19 protein-coding genes are annotated in these 21,208 nt (G+C 69.5%); 9 read left to right on the top strand and 10 right to left on the bottom strand.

The window, feature by feature from the left end; all coding sequences use genetic code 11:
• Positions 1-19: 19 nt before the first annotated feature.
• Positions 20-1,243, bottom strand: a complete 1,224-nt coding sequence (locus tag MRBLWH7_RS13525; protein ID WP_341995302.1) for an AI-2E family transporter — start codon at positions 1,241-1,243, stop codon at positions 20-22.
• A gap of 133 nt (positions 1,244-1,376) precedes the next feature.
• Between MRBLWH7_RS13525 and MRBLWH7_RS13520 the strand changes: the two genes are divergently transcribed.
• Positions 1,377-1,670 carry a chorismate mutase gene (locus MRBLWH7_RS13520; protein ID WP_045302127.1) on the top strand — a complete coding sequence of 98 codons (294 nt, stop codon included), beginning with the start codon at positions 1,377-1,379 and terminating at the stop codon, positions 1,668-1,670.
• A 102-nt stretch (positions 1,671-1,772) separates the two neighbouring features.
• Here the strand turns inward: MRBLWH7_RS13520 and MRBLWH7_RS13515 are convergent, their stop codons facing one another.
• Genes MRBLWH7_RS13515 through MRBLWH7_RS13505 form a run of 3 tightly spaced genes read right to left on the bottom strand, consistent with a single transcriptional unit; the run spans position 1,773 to position 3,771 of the window.
• Entirely contained in the window at positions 1,773-2,468 is a 696-nt protein-coding gene (locus MRBLWH7_RS13515; RefSeq protein WP_341995299.1) for a hypothetical protein, read from the bottom strand.
• Complete coding sequence (locus tag MRBLWH7_RS13510) at positions 2,465-3,382, bottom strand: ABC transporter ATP-binding protein (RefSeq protein WP_341995297.1); 918 nt, start codon at positions 3,380-3,382, stop codon at positions 2,465-2,467. Before MRBLWH7_RS13510 ends, MRBLWH7_RS13515 begins: the two co-directional genes overlap by 4 nt.
• Positions 3,379-3,771 carry a GntR family transcriptional regulator gene (locus MRBLWH7_RS13505; protein ID WP_341995295.1) on the bottom strand — a complete coding sequence of 131 codons (393 nt, stop codon included), beginning with the start codon at positions 3,769-3,771 and terminating at the stop codon, positions 3,379-3,381. The genes MRBLWH7_RS13510 and MRBLWH7_RS13505 overlap by 4 nt, the downstream gene beginning before the upstream one ends.
• 413 nt (positions 3,772-4,184) lie before the next feature.
• Here MRBLWH7_RS13505 and MRBLWH7_RS13500 point away from each other — a divergent pair, with 413 nt between their 5' ends.
• From MRBLWH7_RS13500 to MRBLWH7_RS13475, 6 genes are all read left to right on the top strand, one after another.
• Positions 4,185-5,534 carry a glycine betaine/L-proline ABC transporter ATP-binding protein gene (locus MRBLWH7_RS13500; protein ID WP_341995292.1) on the top strand — a complete coding sequence of 450 codons (1,350 nt, stop codon included), beginning with the start codon at positions 4,185-4,187 and terminating at the stop codon, positions 5,532-5,534.
• Positions 5,531-6,508, top strand: a complete 978-nt coding sequence (locus MRBLWH7_RS13495) for an ABC transporter permease subunit (protein ID WP_341995290.1) — start codon at positions 5,531-5,533, stop codon at positions 6,506-6,508. Before MRBLWH7_RS13500 ends, MRBLWH7_RS13495 begins: the two co-directional genes overlap by 4 nt.
• A 21-nt stretch (positions 6,509-6,529) precedes the next feature.
• Entirely contained in the window at positions 6,530-7,432 is a 903-nt protein-coding gene (locus MRBLWH7_RS13490; RefSeq protein ID WP_341995288.1) for a glycine betaine ABC transporter substrate-binding protein, read from the top strand.
• Between the two features lie 138 nt (positions 7,433-7,570).
• A complete protein-coding gene (locus MRBLWH7_RS13485) occupies positions 7,571-8,479 on the top strand; it encodes a patatin-like phospholipase family protein (RefSeq protein ID WP_341995286.1) in 909 nt (302 codons plus the stop codon).
• Positions 8,479-9,546, top strand: a complete 1,068-nt coding sequence (locus tag MRBLWH7_RS13480; protein WP_341995284.1) for a 1-acyl-sn-glycerol-3-phosphate acyltransferase — start codon at positions 8,479-8,481, stop codon at positions 9,544-9,546. Before MRBLWH7_RS13485 ends, MRBLWH7_RS13480 begins: the two co-directional genes overlap by 1 nt.
• Positions 9,547-9,921: 375 nt before the next feature.
• Complete coding sequence (locus MRBLWH7_RS13475) at positions 9,922-10,911, top strand: IS481 family transposase (RefSeq protein ID WP_341995282.1); 990 nt, start codon at positions 9,922-9,924, stop codon at positions 10,909-10,911.
• Positions 10,912-11,206: 295 nt separating this feature from the next.
• Here MRBLWH7_RS13475 and MRBLWH7_RS13470 read toward each other — a convergent pair whose 3' ends face one another.
• From MRBLWH7_RS13470 to MRBLWH7_RS13445, 6 genes are all read right to left on the bottom strand, one after another.
• Complete coding sequence (locus MRBLWH7_RS13470; RefSeq protein ID WP_341995279.1) at positions 11,207-12,193, bottom strand: hypothetical protein; 987 nt, start codon at positions 12,191-12,193, stop codon at positions 11,207-11,209.
• A 39-nt stretch (positions 12,194-12,232) separates the two neighbouring features.
• Positions 12,233-13,039, bottom strand: coding sequence for a hypothetical protein (locus MRBLWH7_RS13465; protein ID WP_341995277.1), 807 nt, complete (start codon positions 13,037-13,039; stop codon positions 12,233-12,235).
• 72 nt (positions 13,040-13,111) lie between these two features.
• On the bottom strand, positions 13,112-13,249 hold the full coding sequence (locus MRBLWH7_RS13460) for a hypothetical protein (protein WP_181911767.1): 138 nt from the start codon (positions 13,247-13,249) through the stop codon (positions 13,112-13,114).
• A 106-nt stretch (positions 13,250-13,355) separates the two neighbouring features.
• Positions 13,356-15,689, bottom strand: coding sequence for a phosphoribosylformylglycinamidine synthase subunit PurL (gene purL, locus MRBLWH7_RS13455; protein WP_341995274.1), 2,334 nt, complete (start codon positions 15,687-15,689; stop codon positions 13,356-13,358).
• Positions 15,690-15,794: 105 nt separating this feature from the next.
• The gene (locus tag MRBLWH7_RS13450; RefSeq protein WP_341995272.1) at positions 15,795-16,232 is read right to left on the bottom strand and encodes a hypothetical protein; all 438 of its coding nucleotides are present in this window, start codon (positions 16,230-16,232) and stop codon (positions 15,795-15,797) included.
• 37 nt (positions 16,233-16,269) lie between these two features.
• Positions 16,270-17,913 (bottom strand): amidohydrolase family protein, encoded by a 1,644-nt coding sequence (locus MRBLWH7_RS13445; protein ID WP_341995270.1) that lies wholly within the window; start codon positions 17,911-17,913, stop codon positions 16,270-16,272.
• 128 nt (positions 17,914-18,041) lie between these two features.
• Between MRBLWH7_RS13445 and MRBLWH7_RS13440 the strand changes: the two genes are divergently transcribed.
• A complete protein-coding gene (locus tag MRBLWH7_RS13440) occupies positions 18,042-19,817 on the top strand; it encodes a gamma-glutamyltransferase family protein (protein WP_341995266.1) in 1,776 nt (591 codons plus the stop codon).
• 574 nt (positions 19,818-20,391) lie between these two features.
• The gene (locus tag MRBLWH7_RS13435; protein WP_341995264.1) at positions 20,392-21,198 is read left to right on the top strand and encodes an ABC transporter substrate-binding protein; all 807 of its coding nucleotides are present in this window, start codon (positions 20,392-20,394) and stop codon (positions 21,196-21,198) included.
• Positions 21,199-21,208: the final 10 nt, after the last annotated feature.

Here is a 21,208-nt window from a genome sequence, read left to right as displayed (position 1 = left end):
GGGCACGGAGTTCGCAGCATCAGATCTTGGCGTCCTGCTTGGGGATGAAGACCTGCTTGATGATCAGGAGGATCGACGCCGTCACCGGGATGGCGACGAGCGCGCCGAGGAGGCCGAGCAGCGTTCCACCGACCATCGCACCGATCACGACGAGGGCGCCGGGCACCGAGATCGCCTTGTTCATGACCTTCGGCGTGAGCACGTATGCCTCGAGCTGCATGTAGATGAGGTAGATGACCGCGAAGATCAGCGCAGGCACCCAGCCGCCGGTGAAGAGCGCGATCGTCGTCGCCGTGATCCAGTACAGCACCGAACCGATGAGAGGGATCAGGGTGATGAGGAATGCGAGCACGCCCATCAGCGCCGGGAACGGCAGCCCGAGGAAAAGGTGCAGCAGGAACGCGACCACCGAGTTGCAGAACGCCAGCACCACCATGCCCATCAGGTAGGCGCCGATGGAGTCGGTGATCTGGTCGGTCATCTCCGCCGCCTTCTTGCGGTTGCGGGCAGCGACGAAGCGGTTGAAGGCCACCTTCATGGCGGGCAGGCCCGCGAGGAAGTACAGGCTCAGCACGAGCACGATGATGAGACCAGAGATCGTCGTGCCCACGCTCACGGCGAAGTTCACCACGCCGCCGCCGATGGCGGCGATGTTCGCCGGGTTGGTCAGGAACGACTCCACCTGGTCGGTGATCTGGCCGACCTGCGACCCGAACGTGTCGCTGAGCCAGCCGTAGAAGTCCGACTTCTGGAAGTTCGCGATGGTCGTCGGGAGGTCGGAGAAGAACGCGCTGATCTGCTTGATCAGGGTCGGCACGACGAGGAGCAGGATGCCGGTGAGCACCAGAGCGAACGCCGTGTAGACGATCACGATCGCCCACGGCCGCGACACGTTGTGCCGCCCGAACCAGCGCACGACGGGATCGAGGCCGAGCGCCGCGAACAGCGCGAACACGACGTAGATGATGATCGTCGAGAGGTTCCAGAACGCCAGGCCCAGGGCGATCGCCGCGAGTCCGCCGAGCGTCAGCACCAGACCCAACCGGAAGGGGCTGTTGAGGTTCGCCCAGAACGTCTTGCCCTCCGGCGCCTCACCGGTGAAGACCGGGGTGGCGTCGGGTGCGGTGTCGTCGGGGGCGACGGGGGTGGTCGCGAAACTGTCCGTGCCCGCCGCGGCATCGGCGGACAGGGGCTCAGCAACCTCGGCTGCGGTGGCACCGAGGGCGGGCGAGGCATCGGTCATGGGTCACACTCTAGGGCTGGGTGGTGCGCGCGACGAGGGCGCGCGGCAACTTCACCCGGATCGCGTGAGGCCTCGTCATCACGGCGGAGGCGCTCAGCCGCTCGGGTATCGTCGAGGGGCGAGAAGGAGCGCCATGACCGAAGACCCCACCACGACGCTGGCACGACTGCGAAGCAGCATCGACAACATCGACGCCGCCCTGGTGTATCTGCTCGCGGAGCGCTTCAAGGCGACCAAGCAGGTAGGCCATCTGAAGGCCGAGCACGGCATGCCCGCCTCCGATCCGGCGCGCGAGGAGCAGCAGACCGCGCGCCTGCGCAGCCTCGCCGAGCAGGCGGACCTCGACCCGGCCTTCGCCGAGAAGTGGTTCAACTTCGTGGTCGCCGAGGTCATCCGCCACCACACCGAGGCCGCCGACTCGCGCTGATCTTCCGTTTCACGTGGAACCACGGATGCTGCCACCCGGCGCGATCGCCGGGTGGCAGCATCCGTTTCGGCTCGCACGCTCGCTCAACGAGCCGGGAGGTGATCAGGGAACCGTGCGCCGCAGCGTGAGATACGAGACCCCGCCGAGCACGACGGTGAGGACGAGTCCCCAGGCGGCCAGCCCGACCGCCCCGAGGCCTACCAGGGACGACATCACCTCACCCCACGCCTCGAAGCGGGTGATCGCCCAGATGGCCAGGAGCAGCAGCACGCCGACTCCGACCCAGATCAGCGTCAGCAGCAGGGCGCCGAAGCGCTTGTAGACCGTCGCGGACCAGAACCCGAGCATGAAGATGAGCATCGCCATCACGAAGTAGAAGAACGCCGCGCCCAGCGGACCGTCCTCGACGATCCAGTCGAGGGCGAAGAAGTACCCGTTCATGCCCCAGCCGTTCGTCGCGTCCTCGATCACGCCCCCGACCGCGAAGACGACTGCCAGCAGCGCCGCGCACATCGCCGCGGCCAGCATCGTGCCGAAAAAGAACTCCCGTCGGGTGACGCTCATGGCCTGCGAGAACGGGAAGGTCAGCGTCAAAGACGCGATGCCGACGAACATCAGGACCCACAGCGGAGCCTGCGAGCCGCCGCCGTAGAACGGGCCGGGAAGACCCGACGAGTTCAGGATCGCGTAGATCGCGAGCGACATCGCGAACGAGCTGCCGAGCACGATGAGCGGCACCCAGATGAAGGTCTGCTTGTTGATCAGCTGCATGCGCACGACGTTGACGGTGCGGTTCATCGCAGTGCCCCTTCCTCGGTGGCGGCTCCTTCGGACGCCGCGTGCTGGGTGGTTCGGACGATCAACTGTTGTAGCGAGACCGGCGCCACGTCCAGGCCCGCGCTCGCGAGCCGCTCGCGATCGGCGAGGGTGAGGGCGCCGAGGACGGTGACGGATGCGACGTTCCCCAGGCTCTCGCGGTGGATCACCTGACGCCCGGCGACGAAGGCGTCGACGGCGCTCGCGTCGCCGACGATGTTCGCAGCGCGGTCGCGCACGGCGTCCGTCGCCTCGTCCATCACGATCCGCCCGCGATCGATGACGAGCACCCGCTCGATGAGGTTCGACACCTCGTCGATGAGGTGGCTCGAGAGGATCACCGTGCGCGGGTGCTCGGTGTAGTCCTCCAGCAGCCGGTCGTAGAAGATCTGGCGCGCGACGGCGTCGAGGCCGAGGTACGGCTCGTCGAAGAACGTGATCTCCGCCCGCGCCGCGAGCCCGATGATCACGCCGACGGCCGACAGCTGCCCCCGCGACATCTTCTTGATCCGCGTCTTCTGCGGAAGCTGGAAGTCGTCGGCGAGCTGGGCGGCGAGGTCGTCGTCCCAGTTCGGGAAGAACAGCTTCGCGGCCCCGAACGCGTGCTTGGGCAGTGCGTCATCGGGGTACTTCTGGCTCTCGCGCACGAAGCACAGGCGCGACAGCACCCTGGCGTTCTCATACGGCTGCATGCCGAACACGCGCACGTCGCCCGACGTCGCGAAGTTCTGCGCCGTGAGGATCGACATGACCGTCGTCTTCCCGGCTCCGTTGCGGCCGAGCAGGCCGTAGATGGTGTCCTTCTCGATGGTGAAGCTCACGTCGTCCACCGCGACGACGTCGCGGTAGCGCTTGGTGAGATTCTTCACCTCGATGACGTGCGTCCCGGTCGTCATCGTGCGTCCCCTTCAGTGATGGCGGCGACCTGCGCCGCAGCACGGTCGCGGATGAGCAGTTGCAGGTCTTCGGGCCCGAGCCCGAGCTTGCGGGCCTCGGCGAGCAGGGGCTCGACGAAGCGGTCGGCGAACGCCGCGCGGCGCTCGTTCATCAGGAGCTCGCGCGCGCCGGGCGCCACGAACATGCCGATGCCGCGCCGTTTGTACAGCACGCCCTTGTCGGCGAGCATCGCGACTCCCTTCGCGGCGGTGGCGGGGTTGATCCGGTAGAAGGCGGCGAGCTCGTTCGTCGACGGTGCCTGGGACTCCTCCGCGAGGCTGCCGTCGATGATCGCGTCCTCCACGCTCTCGGCGATCTGGAGGAACAGCGCCCGGCCTTCTTCGATCACATCAACTCCGCTTGGTTGGTTACCTACTTGACTAAGTAACCATTAAACGTCCCCACGTGTCAACCCATCTGCCATGCCGACGCGTTTCACCTGCGGGCGCCAGAGCGCCCTCCGCTCAACGACCGGTGGATGGGTCGGCCCTCGTCGCCAGCCGACGTGATATCGCGCGTGCGCGAGCTACCGAAACTGCCGGTCGGTGTCGAATTTGCCGCCCCCGTCGGTGCGTGAAACGGTGTTTGAGGCCCTCCTCGGGCCCCTCCCGACCAGTCCGCGGTCGCTGGTGTCGCCTGAGCGTCAGACCGGTGAGCGTATGGTCGGCGGCCGTAGCGCGGATCCGACATCCGCCGCGGGGACGGCCGTCACCCGGGCGTGACCGATGCAGCCCCTGCACACCGGAGCTGCCGAGGTGCACAGTGACCGCTCCGCCTGCCATCGAGGCGAGGAATCTCTTCAAGGTCTTCGGACGCGATCCCAAGGACGCCGTCAAACGGCTGCGGGCCGGCGCGACGCGCGCCGACGTCGCCGACGCCGGCTCGGCCGCCGTGATCGACGCGAGCTTCACCGTGCAGCCCGGCGAGATCTTCGTGATCATGGGGCTGTCGGGCTCCGGCAAGTCCACCGTGCTGCGCATGCTCAACGGGCTGCTGCCACCCACGGCCGGCGACGTCTTCGTCCAGGGACAGAGCGTCACCAAGGCGCCCGCGAAGGCCCTGCGCGGCATCCGTCAGCGCTCCATCTCGATGGTGTTCCAGCACTTCGCGCTGCTGCCGCACCTCACCGTGCTCGACAACGCCGCCTACGCACTCGAGATCCAGGGCGTCGGGCGCGACGAACGGCGCGCGCGGGCGCGAGAGATCCTCGAGAAGGTCGGCCTCGCCGATCGTGCCCTCGCGATGCCCGACGAGCTCTCGGGCGGCATGCGCCAGCGCGTCGGTCTCGCCCGGGCGCTCACCTCGGGCACCGACATCCTCCTCATGGACGAGGCCTTCTCGGCGCTCGACCCGCTCATCCGTCGCGAGATGCAGGAGCAGCTCGTCGAACTGCAGCGCGAGCTCGGCCGGACCATCGTCTTCATCACGCACGACCTCAACGAGGCGATGTTCCTCGGCGACCGCATCGCGGTGATGCGCGACGGCCGCATCGTGCAGAACGGCACGCCGGAGGAGATCCTCACCGACCCGGCGAACGACTACGTCGCGCAGTTCGTACAGGACGTCGACCGCGCCCGCGTGCTGACCGCCGGCTCGGTCATGGCCCCGCCCGTCGCGACGACGCCGGTGAGTGCGGGCGTGCGCGGAGCGCTCCGCGTCATGCGCGACCTGCAGGTGGGGTCGGTGTCGGTCATCGAGAACCGCCGGTTCCTCGGCTCGGTCACCGACCGCGCCGTCATCCGCGCCGTCAAGGACGGCCGCACCGATCTGCGATCGCTGGTGCGGGGCAGCCGTCCCGCCGTGCATGTCGACGACCCCCTCACCGACGTGGTGGAGCGCGCGGTCGAGAGCCCGGTTCCGGTCGCCGTCATCGACGACGCCGGGCGCCTCGTCGGCACGATCCCTCGTGTGACGCTGCTCGCCGCCCTTGGCGACGTGCCGCCGGTGACCCGTGAGAACCCCATCATCGACGCGCCCGCCATGGTGCCGGCGAGCGTCATCACGCAGACGCTCGAGGTGGTCGACCAGCCCGCGGCCGCAGGCCGCGCCACGCCGCCGACGGAGGTCGGCGCCCACGAGGCCGCGCGCGGCACGGAAGGAGCCCTGCGATGAACGACCCGATCCGTCTCCCGCTGGGCGACGCCGTAGAGACCGGCGTGCGCTGGGTGATCGACGCCCTCGGCGGGTTCTTCGACATCGTCGCGGTGATCTTCCGCGGGATGTACGACTGGCTCGACGCCTCGCTGTCGACACCGCCCTTCTGGGCAGTGATCCTCGTGATCGCCGCGTTCGCCTACTGGTCCAATGGCCTCGTGCTCGCCGTCGGCAGCGCGCTGGGCCTGCTCGTGATCATTGCGGTCGGCCAGTGGGGCAACGCGATGGACTCCCTCGCGCTGGTGATCCTCGCCGCGGTCGTCGCGATCGCGATCGCCGTGCCGCTGGGCATCTGGGCCGCGCGCAGCGACCGCGTGTCCGCCGTCCTGCGGCCCGTTCTCGACTTCCTGCAGACGATGCCCGCGTTCGTCTACCTCATCCCTGCGATGCTCATCTTCGGCGTCGGCCCCGTGCCCGGCATGGTCGCGACCATCGCGTTCGCGCTCGCCCCGGGCGTGCGCCTCACCGAACTCGGCATCCGCGGCGTCGACCCCGAGATCGTCGAGGCGGGCCACGCCTTCGGCGCCTCGCCAGGACGCATCCTGCGCCAGATCCAGCTGCCGCTCGCCCTTCCGAGCATCATGGCAGGCGTCAACCAGGTCATCATGCTGAGCCTGTCGATGGTCGTCATCGCGGGCATGGTCGGCGCCGGCGGACTCGGTGGCCAGGTCGTGCAGAGCCTCAGCCGCATCGACATCGGCCTCGGCGTCGAAGCCGGCCTCTCGGTCGTCATCCTCGCGATGATCCTCGACCGCGTCACGTCAGGTTTCTCCCGGCCGCGCCCTCGCAAGCCTCGCGCCGGGAGCATCACGAACGGGGACACGGATGCTGCCGCCCCGGCACCCGTGAACACCAAGCCGGTCGCGACGGCCGAGGGCGCAGCATCCGTTCCCGATGCCCGCGCCGCGCGGCCCGAGCCCGTCCCGGCCTGAGACGACAGAAGGGGAATCGACATGACCAAGCGACGCATCATCGCGGCCGGACTCGCCCTGGCGGGGACCGCCGCCCTGCTCGTCAACGGCGCGCTCGTGCAGGCGGGCGTCGGCGGACCCGGCAAGGGTCACCTGACGATCGCCGTGTTCAACGGCTGGGATGAGGGCATCGCCGCGTCCGAGCTGTGGAGAGCGGTGCTCGAGGAGAAGGGCTACACCGTCGACCTCGAGTACGCCGACCCCGCGGCCGCCTACACCGGCATCGCGAAGGGCGACTACGATCTGACCCTCGACACGTGGCTGCCGCTCACGCACGCCGACTTCATGAAGACCTACGGCGATGACCTCGTCGACCTGGGCGCCTGGAACGACGAGGCCCAGCTCACCATCGCGGTGAACGAGGACGCCCCCATCGACTCGCTCACCGAGCTCGCCGCGAACGCCGACGTGTTCGGCGATCGCCTCGTGGGCATCGAGGCGGGGTCGGGGCTCGTCACCGTCACGCAGAACGACGTCATCCCCGGTTACGGTCTCGGGGGCATGGAGTTCGTGACGTCGTCGACGCCCGCGATGCTCACCGAGCTGCAGGCCGCGACGGATGCCGGACGCAACGTGGCAGTGACGCTCTGGCGGCCGCACTGGGCGTACAACGCGTTCCCGCTCAAGGACCTCGAAGACCCGGACGGCCTGCTCGGCGATGCCGAGGGCATCCACACGGTGGCGTCGACCTCGTTCGCGGACGAGTTCCCCGAGATCTCGGATTGGCTCGAGGACTTCCGCATGGACAACGAGCTGCTGTACTCGCTCGAGGACGCCATGTTCGGCCAGTACGACGGCGACGACTACGGCCCCGTCGTGGCGGAGTGGATCGCCGACAACCAGGAGTACGTCGACAGCCTCACAGCCTCCGGTCGAACGCCCTGAGTGTTCGAGGATCCGCTGGTCGGTGTTGTTCGCCGGTCCGGGGCGTTTCGACTCGCACGCTCGCTCAACGACCGAGGAAAGGGTCCTGATACCTGCGACCCGGTCGTTGAGCGGGGGGCGCCGCAATAGGGTGTGGGCATGACGGTGGCCTTCGTTCTCGGCGGCGGGGGTGTGCGCGGCGCTGTCGAGATCGGGATGCTGCAGGCCCTGCTGGAGTCCGGAATCCACCCCGACGTCGTGGTCGGCACATCGATCGGCGCGATCAACGGCGCGCTCGTCGCGAGCGACCCGACGCCCGCGGTGATCGAGCGCCTGCTCGACGCGTGGACCTCGCCCGAGGCGAACGCGGTGTACGGCGACTCGCTGTTCGCGCAGTTCACGCGACTCGTGAAGACCAAGACGCACCTCAACTCGCCCGCGCCGCTGCAGCACCTCCTCGAGCGGGCACTCGGCGCCGACACGACGTTCGAAGACCTCGCCGTGCGGCTGCGGGTGGTGGCCGCGAGCATCGAGCGCGCGGCGGAGCACGTGTTCGAGTCGGGGCCGCTCATCGAGGCGATCCTCGCGTCGGCGTCGGTACCCGGCCTGCTGCCGCCCACCCGCATCGGCGATGAGCACTTCATCGACGGCGGGATCGTCAACTCGATCCCGATCGAACAAGCGGTGGCGGTGGGCGCCACCACGGTCTACGTGCTGCAGGTCGGCCGCATCGAGACCCCGCTTGTCGCGCCGAAGTCCGCGGTCGACACCGCGCGCGTGGCCTTCGAGATCGCCCGCCGGCACCGCTACGCCCGCGACGTCGCGACCCTGCCCAGCGGCGTCGCCCTGTACGTGCTTCCCAGCGGCGGCGGGCTCGAGGGCGACGACTCGCTCATGTCGTACCGCCGGATGGACACCGTCCGCCGCCGCATCGACGCAGCCTACGATGCCAGCCGCGTGTTCCTCGCGGACCGCGGGCTGGGTGCCGAGACCACCTCCCCGGTCGTCGAGCGAGCTCGCGAGTCGAAACGCGGAGACGAAACGCCTCGAGCCGACGAGGAGACCTGATGCGGATGCTCCCGGCCTGGCTGCGCCGCATCCTTCTCGCCCCGCTCGTGATCGTGGCGGCCCTGCTCATGCTGGCGCTCACGCCGGTGTGGCTGCTCGTCGCCCTCGCGCTGACGTCGCTCGTTCCGGGGCGCTTCCGGCTGCCGCGTGTGCTGTGGCTCGTGACCGTGTACCTGCTGTGGGACGCGATGCTCGTGATAGCGCTGTTCGCGCTGTGGATCGCGTCGGGCTTCGGGTACGCCCTGCGCCGACCGGCCTTCGTCACCGCCCACTACCGGCTCGGCGCCTGGGCGCTGCGCGTGCTCTTCTGGATCTTCGGCGGCGTGCTCCGGCTTACCATCACGACGACGGGCTCGGAGGGGACGGATGCTGTGACCGGCCGCGCAGCGTTCGATACGCTGTTCGCCCCTGGCGCTCCGCTCGTGGTGGCGAGCCGGCACGGCGGCCCGGGCGACTCGTTCATCCTCATCCACACGCTGCTCAACGAGGTAGGGCGCCGGCCGCGCATCGTGCTGAAGTACACGCTGCAGTGGGATCCCGCGATCGACATCCTCCTGCACCGGATCCCGGCGCGCTTCATCGTGCCGTCGGGATTCGGTCACGGACGCAGAGGCGGCGGCTCACGTGTCGAGGAGGCGCTCGGCGAGCTCGCGACGGCGCTCGGACCCGACGATGCGTTCGTCATCTTCCCCGAGGGCGGTCAGGTCAGTCCGACCCGGCGCCGCTCCCGCATCAAGAGGCTGCGTGACGCGGGCCGCGAGGCGATGGCCGAACGGGCCGAGGCGATGACGCACGTCATGGCACCTCAGCCGGGCGGCATGCACGCGGCGCTGGATGCCGCCCCGGACGCCGACGTCGTGTTCATCGCGCACACGGGCCTCGACCGGCTCCACACCCTCCGCGACATCTGGCGCGAGCTGCCGATGGACAAGGGCATCACGATGCGCGCGTGGCGCGTGCCCCGGTCGGAGATCCCCGACGACCTCGACGCCCGCGCGGCGTGGCTCTTCGAGTGGTTCGCCCGCATCGACGGCTGGATCGACGCCCACCCCGAGCTCGCCGCCTGACGCGGAAGCCGTATCGGGCCGGTGTTGCTCGCTGGTGCGACGCGTTTCGACTCGCAAGCTCGCTCAACGACCGGGATGAGGGCCGGTCGACACCGATCTCTCGGTCGTTGAGCGGAGGGCGCTCTAGCGCCCGGAGTCGAAACGCCTCGTGCGCGCGCTCGTCAGCGGTGGGGCGCGTTTCGACTCGCAAGCTCGCTCAACGACCGGGAGAAGGGGCCTGATACCTGCTGCCCGGTCGTTGAGCGGAGGGCGCTCTAGCTGTGATGTCCAGGGACGTTGTTTCGGGACACGCCCGGAGTAGCTGAGTAGCGAAGGCCTCCCGGTTGTGAAGTGGAGCTGTCTAGTTCAACCGCTTCACGAACGCAGGAGGCCCTCGTGTCCCACGCTAACGCTGCTCTGACTCCCCGTGCCCGACTGCGCCTCGCGCGCCTTATCGTCGACGAGGGGTGGCCACTGCAGGTGGCAGCGAAGATGTTCATGGTCTCGACCGTGACAGCCCGGAAGTGGGCGGCCAGATTCCGATCCGAGGGGCCGGCGGGGATGTCGGATCGGTCGAGCCGCCCCCGCTCGATGCCTGCGAAGACGCCGTCGCCGGTTGTGAAGAAGATCGTGAAGGCCCGCTGGCGGCGTCGGCTGGGCCCGGTCCAGATCGCCGGTGAGCTCGGTCTGGCTCCGTCGACCGTTCACGCGGTTCTGGTGCGTTGCGGCCTCAACCGCCTCTCCGCGATCGACCGGGTCACCGGGGAGCCGATCCGCCGTTATGAGCACGACCATCCCGGCGCACTGATCCACGTCGATGTCACCAAGTTCGGTCGCATCCCCGACGGCGGCGGGCACCGGTTCGTCGGACGGCAGCAGGGCGCCCGGAACAAGCTCGAGACGCCAGGACTGCCGCGCGGCAAGGACCACAAGCCGAGGACCGGCACCGGGTTCTTCCACACCGTCGTCGACGACAACTCGCGGGTGGCTTATGTCGAAGAGCACGACGACGAGCGAGCCGAGACTGCCGTCGGCGTCCTCACCCGCGCGATCGCGTTCTTCGCCGATCACGGCGTGACCGTCGAGCGCGTCCTTTCCGACAACGGCTCCTGCTACCGGTCCCTTGCCTGGCGAGACGCCTGCGCCGACCTCGGCATCAGACACAAGCGCACCCGCCCGTACCGCCCGCAGACCAACGGCAAGATCGAGCGCTTCCACCGCACGCTGGCCGACGGATGGGCCTACGCGAAGTTCTACCCGTCAGAGACCGAACGCCGCGACGCCCTGCCCGGCTGGATCCACTTCTACAATCACCACAGGCGACACTCCGCAATCGGAGCCCCACCCATCAGCAGGATCAACAACCTGCCTGGACATCACATCTAGCGCCCGGAGTCGAAACGTCTCGTGCGCGCGCTCGTCAGCGGTGGGGCGCGTTTCGCTCGCAAGCTCGCTCGACGACCGGGATGAGGGCCGGTCGACACCGATCTCCCGGTCGTTGAGCGGAGGGCGCTCTAGCGCCCGGAGTCGAAACGTCTCGTGCGCGCGCTCGTCAGCGGTGGGGCGCGTTTCGCTCGCAAGCTCGCTCAACGACCGGGATGAGGGGTCTGATACCTGCTGCCCGGTCGTTGAGCGGAGGGCGCTCTGGCGCCCGGAGTCGAAACGCCTCGTGCGCGAGGGCTCAGCGGTGGGGTTTGGGGTGGGTCACGCGGCCCGGTGAATCTCCGTTGCCGCGTGACGGTACCGGCCACGTCGCGGCGGGCGGTGGGGTGGTGCTCGGGCGCTTCGGCGCGGGCAGCGGCTCGGGCTCGGGCGATGCCGGGGTCTCCGCGCGGGCCGCGGTCTCCGCGGGGGCCGCGGTCTCCGCGGGGGGCGGGGGCGCAGCATCCGTCACCGTCGACGTGGTGCTCGTGACGGGACCGAGCTCGAGCATGACCTTGTTCTCGAGCACCTCGATCGCTTCGTCGGAGATCGAGATGAGCCCGTCGAGCTCTTCGCGCACGCGGCGGTACGCGAGCTGGCGCTCGGCCGGGGTCGCGGCCTCGTCGATCGCGACGGTGAGCAGCTTCTTGGCGGTGTCGAGGCGCTTGCGCTCGTCGACCGTGAAGCTCGAGTCGCGAAGGCGTCGCGCGTCGCGCTCGGCGACGTCGAATGCCACCTCGAAGTCGGCTACGGCGTTGCGGTACTCGGCGAGCTGCTCCTTCGACAGGCGCGCCTTGGCGGAGGCGGGACGCAGCCCGTCGGCGATGCGCTTCGCGCGCAGGAACGCGGCGGTGAGCGGCTGCCGCCCGTCGCTCATGGCCGGGAAGCCGATGATCTTCGCGACGTCGAGCTCGTACTCGAGCCAGCGCGCGGTGACGGCGTCATGCGTCGCGAACAGGCGCTCGAGCTGGGTCACCTGCGTCTCGCGCGACGCCGACGCCCCGTGTGCGGAAGCCGCGGTCGCCGTCGGCGCGGTGATCGGGGGGAGGGCGGCCGCGGGCACCGCCTTTCCGCGTGCAGCGGCCTGGGCGGCCTTCAGCTCGGCCTTCGCGTGCATCACCTCGAGACGGCGCTTGTGGCGCATGCGCGCGCCACGCTCCCAGGCATTGCCGACCATGCCCAGGACGCCCATAAGCGGGAAGACGAGCCACCAGAAGTTGCCCGCGAACTCCCAGAACTGCTGCACACTGTCATGCTAACGGCCGGTCGCCGCCGCGTGGTCGGCTCAGGGCACCCTGCCAGCGGGCGGCTCGCTCGCGCGGGGCGGGGGGATCCGTGCGATCAGCGCGGGAAGGCGGTCGGCGATCTCGGCGAGCACCGCGGCCGCGGCGGTGAGCCCGGCGGCGGCCGTCGCGCCCGCCGAGGAGGGGCGCGCAGCGCCGGGAACCCCCGCCTGCCGCTCGGCCTCGGCGAACGTCGCCTCGAGGTGGCGCACCGCGACCCGGTACTCCAGGAACTGCTGCGGCGTCACGCGGTCGCGAAGGGTCGGGCGCTTCACGAGGGCCTCACGCTGCGCGCGCAGGAAGACGACGGTGGCCGGATGCCGGGGGTCGGTCATCTGCGGATACGCCAACGCGCTGTCGACGTCGGTCTCGTAGGCCAGCCATCGCGTGTTGACGCTGTCGTGCGCGGCGTACAGGCGGTCGATCGGCAGCGGGTCGCGGGCGGAGGCGGCGCGATACTGCGCATAGCCCGCCTTCACGCGGGTACGGCTCGCGCGCAGCGCCAGGGATGCGGTCTTCTCGTCCTGCCTCGCCGCCTGCAGCTCGCGCCGCGCCTCGGCGGCGTGAGCGGGCGGGACGGAGGAGCGCGACTTCGCGGTGAGGAGGTCGGCCTGCGCGGTGCGGAGCCGGGCCTTGGCGGCGACCAGGTCGCGATACGCCTGGGACTCCTCCGCGCGGGCGGCATCGAGCTCCAGGCGACGGGCCCGGCGGCTGCGCGTCGTCATGCCCGCATAGGTCGCCGCTCCGGCGCCCGCGGCTGCCGGAGCGATCCACCAGAAGCTCGACATGATGAGGAGGAGGGGCTCCACCCTGCCATGATAAACGCGATATAGCGCGGTTGTCGCCGGGAGTCTGCTGACACCTCGGCCATCCTCACGACGTCAGCCGAAGAGCAGGGCGAAGACGGTGGCGCCGCCGCCGACGAGGATCAGGGCGACGATCGTCACCCAGGCGATGATCTTGACGCGCCGCTGCCGGGTGTCGTTGAAACCGCTGTACTCGTCGTCTTCCGCCGCCATGCACCCCATCCTACTTGTGGGTTCGGGGCGCACCGCGCGCGTTCGGGGCGCATCGCGCGCGCCCCAATCGTGCGCCGTACGCCCCGAACGGACAGCTCGAACTGCGTCAGGCGGTGTGCTCGGTGATGATCGGGCCGAAGGCGTCGGGCAGCGTCGACGTCGAGAGGTCGCGCAGCTCCGCGAGCGGCACCGTGAACAGGCCCTGCACCTCGAGCGCCGGCTCGTCGCCGTCCGCCGCCGAGTCCGTCACGCCGATGCGCAGCACCGGGTAGCCCCGGCCGTCGCAGAGTCCGCGGAACTTGACGTCGTCCTCGCGCGGCACCGACACGATGACGCGGCCGGTCGACTCCGAGAAGAGGGCGGTGGCGGCATCCACCCCGTCCCGTTCCATGATCTCGTTCAGCCAGACGCGCGCGCCGACGCCGAAGCGCATGACGGTCTCGGCGAGGGCCTGCGCCAGGCCGCCCGACGAGAGGTCGTGCGCCGACGAGACCAGCGACTGCTGGCCCGCGGCGTGCAGCAGCTCGGCGAGCTTCTTCTCCTGCGCCAGGTCGACCGCCGGCGGGCGACCGCCGAGATGGTCGTGGATCGTGCCCGCCCACTGCGAGCCCGACAGCTCGGTCGAGGTCACACCGAGGAGGTAGATGTTCTCGCCGGCGTCCTGCCAGCCCGAGGGGATCCGGCGGGCGACGTCGTCGATGATCCCGAGCACGCCGACGACGGGTGTCGGGAAGATCGGCTGGTCGCCCGTCTGGTTGTAGAACGAGACATTGCCGCCCGTGACGGGGACGCCGAGCTCGAGGCATCCGTCCGACAAGCCGTCCACGGCCTGCGAGAACTGCCACATGACCTCGGGGTTCTCGGGCGAGCCGAAGTTGAGGCAGTCGGTGACGGCGGTGGGCTCGGCGCCGCTCACGGCGACATTGCGGTACGCCTCGGCGAGGGCGAGCTTGGCGCCCTGATACGGGTCGAGCTGGCAGTAGCGCCCGTTGCAGTCGGTGGCGATCGCGAAGCCGAGGCCGGAGTGCTCGTCGACGCGGATCATGCCCGCGTCGTCCGGGAACGACAGCGCGGTGTTGCCCATGACGTAGTAGTCGTACTGGTTCGTGATCCACGACGTGTCGGCGAGGTTGGGGCTCGCCACGAGCCTCGTGAACTGCTCGCGCAGCGTGTCGGCGTCGGTCGGACGCGGGAGGGCGGATGCCGAGTCCTCGCGCAGCGCGTCGATCCAGGTGGGGTAGGCCACGGGGCGCTCGTACACGGGCCCGTCGACCGCGACCGTCGAGGGGTCGACGTCGACGATCTGCTCGCCGTGCCAGAAGATCTGCAGGCGCCCGTCGCCGGTCACCTCGCCGAGCACGGAGGTCTCGACGTCCCACTTGCCCACGACCGCGAGGAACGCGTCGAGCTTCTCGGGAGCCACGATCGCCATCATCCGCTCCTGGCTCTCGCTCATGAGGATCTCCTCCGGCGTGAGCGTGGGGTCGCGCAGCAGCACCTTCTCGAGGTCGACGCGCATGCCCGAGCCGCCGTTCGCGGCGAGCTCCGACGTGGCGCACGAGATGCCGGCGGCGCCCAGGTCCTGGATGGCCTCGACGAGCTCGTCGCGGTAGAGCTCGAGGCAGCACTCGATGAGCACCTTCTCGGCGAACGGGTCGCCGACCTGCACCGCGGGTCGCTTGGTGGGGCCGCCGTCGGCGAACGTGTCGGAGGCGAGGATGGATGCTCCGCCGATGCCGTCGCCGCCGGTGCGGGCGCCGAACAGCACCACCTTGTTGCCGGCGCCGGTCGCGTTGGCGAGCTTGAGGTCCTCGTGGCGGAGGACACCGACCGCGAGGGCGTTGACGAGCGGGTTGCCCTGGTAGACCGCGTCGAACACGGTCTCGCCGCCGATGTTGGGCAGCCCGAGGCAGTTGCCGTAGAACGAGATGCCGCTCACCACGCCGTGCACCACGCGGGCGGTGTCGGGGTTGTCGATGGCGCCGAAGCGCAACTGGTCCATGACGGCGACCGGGCGCGCGCCCATCGAGATGATGTCGCGCACGATGCCGCCGACGCCCGTCGCGGCGCCCTGGAACGGCTCGATGTAGCTCGGGTGGTTGTGCGACTCGACCTTGAAGGTGACGGCCCAGCCTTCGCCGATGTCGACGACGCCGGCGTTCTGGCCCATCCCCACCATGAGGCGGGTCTTCATCTCGTCCGAGACCTTCTCGCCGAACTTGCGGAGGTAGATCTTCGAGGACTTGTACGAGCAGTGCTCCGACCACATGACGGAGTACATCGCCAGCTCGCCCGACGTGGGGCGGCGGCCGAGGATCTCGCGGATCCTGTCGTACTCGTCCGGCTTGAGACCGAGCGCCGCGTACGGCTGCTCCTTCTCGGGCGTGGCAGTGGCGTTGTCGACGGTATCGGCGACAGAGGTCGAAGAGGGGGTGGTCACGCGGCTCAGCTCCAGAAATTCGGGGATGCCGGACCTGACAAGTCTATTCGGCTCGAGAGCGGGGTGACGGATGCCGCGGGCCGCAGCATCCGTCCCCGCGAACGTTCAGCCAAAAGGGGATTGACGGAGCCGCCGCTCGCCGCAGCGGGGGGTGCCGTCGTATCGCTCGGTGAGCATCGGACGCCGCACGCGTCGTTCGGGATTTCCCGGGATGGCCGCTTGGCATACGCCGTGCACGTCAGCGGAATGCTCGCACACCGGGCGCGCCTCGCCGTCGCGAAGGGCGACCGGGTGACGATCACGGCCGGCCGTCTCCGCCCCCGCGAGGACGCGGTGGCGATCGTCGACCTGGAAGCCGAGGCCCTCACGGTGGACCTCGGTCGGTAGTGCGTCCCCGTGCGAGCGGGTGAATCCGAGGTTGCGCCGTTGGCGGATGGCCTTGTTCTTCTTCGCTCGTTCCGGATCGAGCCGGGTGTTGAAGTCGGCGCCTGGATCGGCGCAGGTCTTGCCATCGCGGGGCAGGTGCCAGGTCGCGATGAGCATGGTGTGCTCGACGTCGAGCGCGGCTTTGAGCGAGCCGTCACAGAGTGCCGTGGACGAGCGTCCCCGCGACGACCGTCGCCACCGCCTGCGTCGCTCGCAGATCGGCTGCGCTGCAGGTGAGCGGATCGCGGTCCAGGACCGCGAGGTCGGCGGCCTGCCCCCGCGCAAGGGCTCCGCGGGTCGTCTCCTCGCGGGTCAGCCACGCGCCTCCCCGGGTCGCGGCGACGAGCGCCTGCTCCCGCGTGAGGGCGTTCTCCGGGGAAACCGGCACCCCACCGGCCGTGAGACGTTCGGTGACGGCGTAGATGGACTCCCACATCGTGATCGGCACGTTGTCGCTGCCGAAGGCGAACGGCACGCCTGCCTCGATCAGGGCGGGCAGCGGCAGGAAGTCGCCCTCATCCGGGCCGCCGAACGAGCCATCGCCATGGAGGAGGAAGTGTGGCGCGACGGTGGTCACCACCATCCCCAGCCGGGCGATCAGTTGGATCTGCTCGGACGAGAGAACCGGATGATGCGCGAGCACCCAGCGCAGGGGCGCGACCGGGGTGACCGCGTCGACCTCGGCGATCAGGGGAAGCAGGCGGATGTCGATGCCGCAGACCCGGATGCCGGCCTCGGCGGCGTGCTGGAGAAGCTCCCGCATCCGCTGCTCCGGCAGGCCGGCGCCGGTCGTGAATCCGGCCCAGCCCGACTGCCGACGGCCCCGGGCACGCAGCGTCGCGTCGCCGGTGCCGTCGTCGAACTCGACATAGATGCCCTGCAGGTCCAGCTTCGCGTCCTTCGCGCGAAGAAGACGGCGACGCTGCTCCACGAGGCCGCCCACGGCTGCCGGATCGTCTTCGGTCCAGTTCGGGCTCCAGATCAACGTGGCGCGGAGTCCACCCGCGCCCGACAGCGCATAGGCGTCCAAGAGGTCGTCGGCGACTCCATGGCCCTCGAAGTACGCGGTGGTTCCGTAGGAGGCGTAGGCCGCAGCTCCCTCGGCGATCGAGCGCGCCCGCTGGGCCGCTGTGAATCCGGGGGCGGCGCGCAGGAGCGTGTGCTCGACGATCGGGTGGCGGACGCTCTCCACGAACACGCCCGTCAACTCGCCCGAGCCGTCTCGGAGCATCTCGACGGCGGCGCTCGGGGAAGGCGTGTCGCGCAGATCCACGCCGGCGGCCCGCAACGCCGCCGTGTTGGCCACCGAGACGGGGTTGAGGCTCATGTTCCAGTAGCCCCAGATCGAACGGATGAACACCGGGTTGTTCGGCGCGACCCGGTCGAGCTCTGCGCGTGTGGGAACGAGGGATCCCTCACCCAGCCGCGACTGCTCGTAGCGCGGCGGAGCGCCGATCGGCCGCGTCACGATCCACTCGCCGGGCTCTCGGTCGGCGACGGCCGCCGCGATCACGTCGAGGACGTCGGCCGGCGTCTCGCAGTGCTCGAAGCCGGGTAGCTCCGCGCCGAGGCTGTAGCGGTCGAGGTGCGCGTGCGCGTCGGTGAGTCCCGGGATGACCGTCCGTCCTTCGAGCTGCACCGCTTCGCCGGGGTCGGCACTGGTCCTTTCGAGCACGTCTCGGTCACTTCCGACGGCGATGATCTCCCCGTCGCGCCACGCGATCGCCGTCGCGCGAGATGAAGCCTCATCGAGGGTGAGGATGTTGCCGCCGAGCAGGATCTGAACCGGTCGAGCCACACTGTCGCCTTTCGTATACGATATGCCTCAGGCTACCGTCACTCACGGGATAAACCACTGTCCCTCTTGGCGAAAGACTAGCTGTGCCGGCATCCCACGATGTCGTGACCTGGAGAGGACCCTCATCCATGCGTTTCACCACCCGCCCTGAGCTCATCGGGACCTTCGGCATGGTCGCGTCCACGCACTGGCTCGCCTCGGCCTCCGGGATGGCCATCCTCGAGGAAGGCGGCAATGCGTTCGACGCCGCCGCGGCGGCCGGGCTCGTCCTACACGTCGTCGAGCCCCACCTCAACGGCCTGGGCGGCGACACCCCGATCATCGGCTACGATGTCGCGTCGGGCGAGCCCTGGGTGCTGTGCGGGCAGGGCCCGGCACCCGCGGCGGCGACGGCGAGCGCGTTCACGGATCTCGGCCTGGACTTCATCCCCGGCACGGGCCACCTCGCTGCCGTCGTACCCGGCTCTTTCGGCGCCTGGATGAGCATGCTGGAGCGCCACGGCACCCTGCCACTGGAGCGCATCACCCGGTTCGCGATCGGCTACGCCCGCGACGGCTTCCCTCTCCTGCCGGAGGCGTCGACCGCCATCGACTCGGTCTCCGAACTGTTCTCCGAGCACTGGACCACGTCGGCGGAGATCTATCTGCCCGGAGGGCGCATCCCCGCCGCCGGCGCCCGCTTCCGCAATCCTCTGCTGGCGGACACTCTGGAGCGGATCGTCCGAACGGCGGAAGCGGGAGGCGGATCACGAGAGGCGGTCATCGCCCGCGCGCGCAACACGTTCTACCGAGGATTCGTCGCCGAGGCGGTGGACGCATGGATGCGTCACCCGGTCCGCGACTCGTCGGGAGAGGATCACGCCGGCCTGCTGACTGCGGCCGACCTCGCCGACTGGGAGCCGTCCTGGGAACGCCCCGCGACAGTGGAGTTCGCGGGGGTCACGGTCGCCAAGACCCAGCCGTGGGGCCAGGGGCCGGTCCTCCTTCAGCAGCTCGCAATGCTCGCCCATCAGGACATCGGCCCCGCGGGCTCCGCGCAGATGGTGCACACCGTGGTGGAGACCGCGAAGCTCGCCTTCGCTGACCGCGAGGCGTTCTACGGCGACCCGGCCTTCGTCGACGTCCCGCTGGACGACCTGCTGTCCGACGAGTACGCGCGCACGCGGGCGGCGCTGGTCGGACCCGAGGCGTCGGAAGATCTGCGACCCGGGTCTCCGGGGGGACGCGAGCCGCGCCTGTCCGACGCGATCTTCGCTGACCGCATCCTTCCTGCCGGAGCGGGCACGGGTGAGCCCACCATGGCCCGGGCCGGCGTGGTGCGCGGGGACACGTGCCACCTGGACGTCTCCGACCGGTGGGGCAACGTGGTCGCCGCCACGCCGAGCGGCGCTTGGCTCCAGAGCTCTCCCGCGATCCCCGGGCTCGGGTTCGCGCTGCCGACACGCGCCCAGATGTTCTGGCTCGAGCAGAGTCTGCCGAACTCGATCGCGCCGAAGAAGCGCCCTCGCACGACCCTCAGCCCGGGGATGCTCTTGCGCGAAGGGAAGCCGTATCTGGCGTTCGGGACGCCCGGCGGTGACCAGCAGGACCAGTGGACGGTGGTGTTCCTCCTGAACCACCTCGTGCACGGCTTGAACCTCCAGGAGTCGATCGACGCCGCGACCTGGCATTCGACGCACATGCCGTCCTCGTTCTATCCGCGGTTGTTCAAGCCCGGCGGCCTGATCGTGGAGGACCGGCTCGGTGACGAGGTCATCGCGGAGCTCCGCGGCCGCGGACATGACGTGACGGTCTCGGGGCCGTGGACGTTGGGCCGGATCGTCGCGGCCGGGCGCCGTGACGACGGGCTCGTCGTGGGGGCCGCTAACCCCCGCGGTATGCACGGCTACGCCGTCGGCCGCTGAGCCGGCGGCTCCGCGACGGTGTCGCCAGGGCACACTGTCGTAGCCCCGGTTCCAGACGCCCATTGACACCGTTGGCGGGCAGTCGTCCCGGGACGAAGCTGTGCTCGTCCGCGTGCTCCGCGTCCCCGATCCACCACTCGGCACGCCGCCACGTCACGCGCGAGCTCCGCATCCGCTGTCCTCCGGGATGCCGGCAGTTGCCATTCGTGACCGCCCGTGGCGCCCGTGGCCGCCCGGAGGGGACTTGTCGTCGGACCCGAGAGATGTATATAGTGACGCAACAATACGTTTCGTATACGAAACGCGAAGATAGCGCGACACCCTTACCCGATCACCGATCGATCATCTCGATGACCGAGCCCCTGGAGGTACTGTGTCCACCCATCCCCGATTCCGCGTCCTCGCGGTTCCTGCTCTGCTGGCCGGCGCGCTCGTCGTCAGCGCCTGTGCCGGGCAGCCATCCACTGGCGATGGCACCGGTGGAGACGCCCCGGTCGCCCGCGTCGTCACAGTCGGTACTCCCGGCACGAACGTAGGCTTCCTTTTCGATGACGTCCCGAAAGCCGTCGAGGCGGTGGGAGGCACGGCAACGGATGCCGGCTACTTCCCCTCCACCCAGCCCGCGCTCGAGGCGCTCAACGGCGGCGCGGCGGACTTCGCGACGATCGTGACCTCGGGAGCCCTCACCGGGCTCACGGGAACGGGAGACTACCTGTTCCTCGGTGTGGCGACAGAATCCGCCGGAAAGGGGTCGTCGATCGTCGTCCCGGCGGACAGCGACATCCAGAAGGTCGACGACCTCGCGGGCAAGTCGGTCGCGGTGACCCAGGGCGCGGCGGGCGAGTACATCGTCGACCAAGCGATGCTGAACCACGACATGCCCGCCGACTCCATCAAGAAGGTCTACCTCGGCCCGGGTGATGCAGCCGGCGCCTTCACCCAGGGGTCGGTGGACGCGTGGGCGGCCTTCGACATCTTCATCCCCGCCGCTGTCAACAAGATGGGCGCCCGCATCCTGACCACCGGAGACGAAGAGCTGACAGGCAAGCCCGACTACCCCGTGCTCGTGGTCACGCGGTCGTTCGCCGAGGCGCACCCGGACGTCACGGCCGCCGTGCTCAAGGGGTATACGGAGGGCGGACAGCATCTCATCGACAACCCCGACGAGTATCTGTCGATCCAGAAGGCCGCGAACGATTTCAGCCCGGAGCAGATGCAGTACCTTGCCGACTACCGGCTGCTCACGTACAAGGCCTATGACGAACAGACGCGCGCCGAGTTGCAGGAGACCATCGACAGCTGGAACCAGATCGGAACGCTGTCCAAGAAGCTCAACGTGGACGACATTGTGTTCGATGTCGCCTCCGTTCCCACGAGCTGAGCGGAGGAGC

The organism is Microbacterium sp. LWH7-1.2 (assembly GCF_038397755.1).
GTDB lineage: Bacteria > Actinomycetota > Actinomycetes > Actinomycetales > Microbacteriaceae > Microbacterium.
Note: the sequence above shows the minus strand (reverse complement) of the source record. Positions and strands in the feature narration are given on the sequence as shown.

Excerpts from the sequence above, each read along its gene's own strand:
- MRBLWH7_RS13515 (WP_341995299.1), bottom strand. The coding sequence starts at position 2,468 with ATGAACCGCACCGTCAACGTCGTGCGCATGCAGCTGATCAACAAGCAG.
- MRBLWH7_RS13495 (WP_341995290.1), top strand. The coding sequence starts at position 5,531 with ATGAACGACCCGATCCGTCTCCCGCTGGGCGACGCCGTAGAGACCGGC.
- MRBLWH7_RS13440 (WP_341995266.1), top strand. The coding sequence starts at position 18,042 with ATGCGTTTCACCACCCGCCCTGAGCTCATCGGGACCTTCGGCATGGTC.
- MRBLWH7_RS13520 (WP_045302127.1), top strand. The coding sequence starts at position 1,377 with ATGACCGAAGACCCCACCACGACGCTGGCACGACTGCGAAGCAGCATC.
- MRBLWH7_RS13450 (WP_341995272.1), bottom strand. The coding sequence starts at position 16,232 with ATGCTCATCGCGACCTGGCACCTGCCCCGCGATGGCAAGACCTGCGCC.
- MRBLWH7_RS13510 (WP_341995297.1), bottom strand. The coding sequence starts at position 3,382 with ATGACGACCGGGACGCACGTCATCGAGGTGAAGAATCTCACCAAGCGC.
- MRBLWH7_RS13480 (WP_341995284.1), top strand. The coding sequence starts at position 8,479 with ATGCGGATGCTCCCGGCCTGGCTGCGCCGCATCCTTCTCGCCCCGCTC.
- MRBLWH7_RS13460 (WP_181911767.1), bottom strand. The coding sequence starts at position 13,249 with ATGGCGGCGGAAGACGACGAGTACAGCGGTTTCAACGACACCCGGCAG.
- MRBLWH7_RS13525 (WP_341995302.1), bottom strand. The coding sequence starts at position 1,243 with ATGACCGATGCCTCGCCCGCCCTCGGTGCCACCGCAGCCGAGGTTGCT.
- MRBLWH7_RS13485 (WP_341995286.1), top strand. The coding sequence starts at position 7,571 with ATGACGGTGGCCTTCGTTCTCGGCGGCGGGGGTGTGCGCGGCGCTGTC.
- MRBLWH7_RS13490 (WP_341995288.1), top strand. The coding sequence starts at position 6,530 with ATGACCAAGCGACGCATCATCGCGGCCGGACTCGCCCTGGCGGGGACC.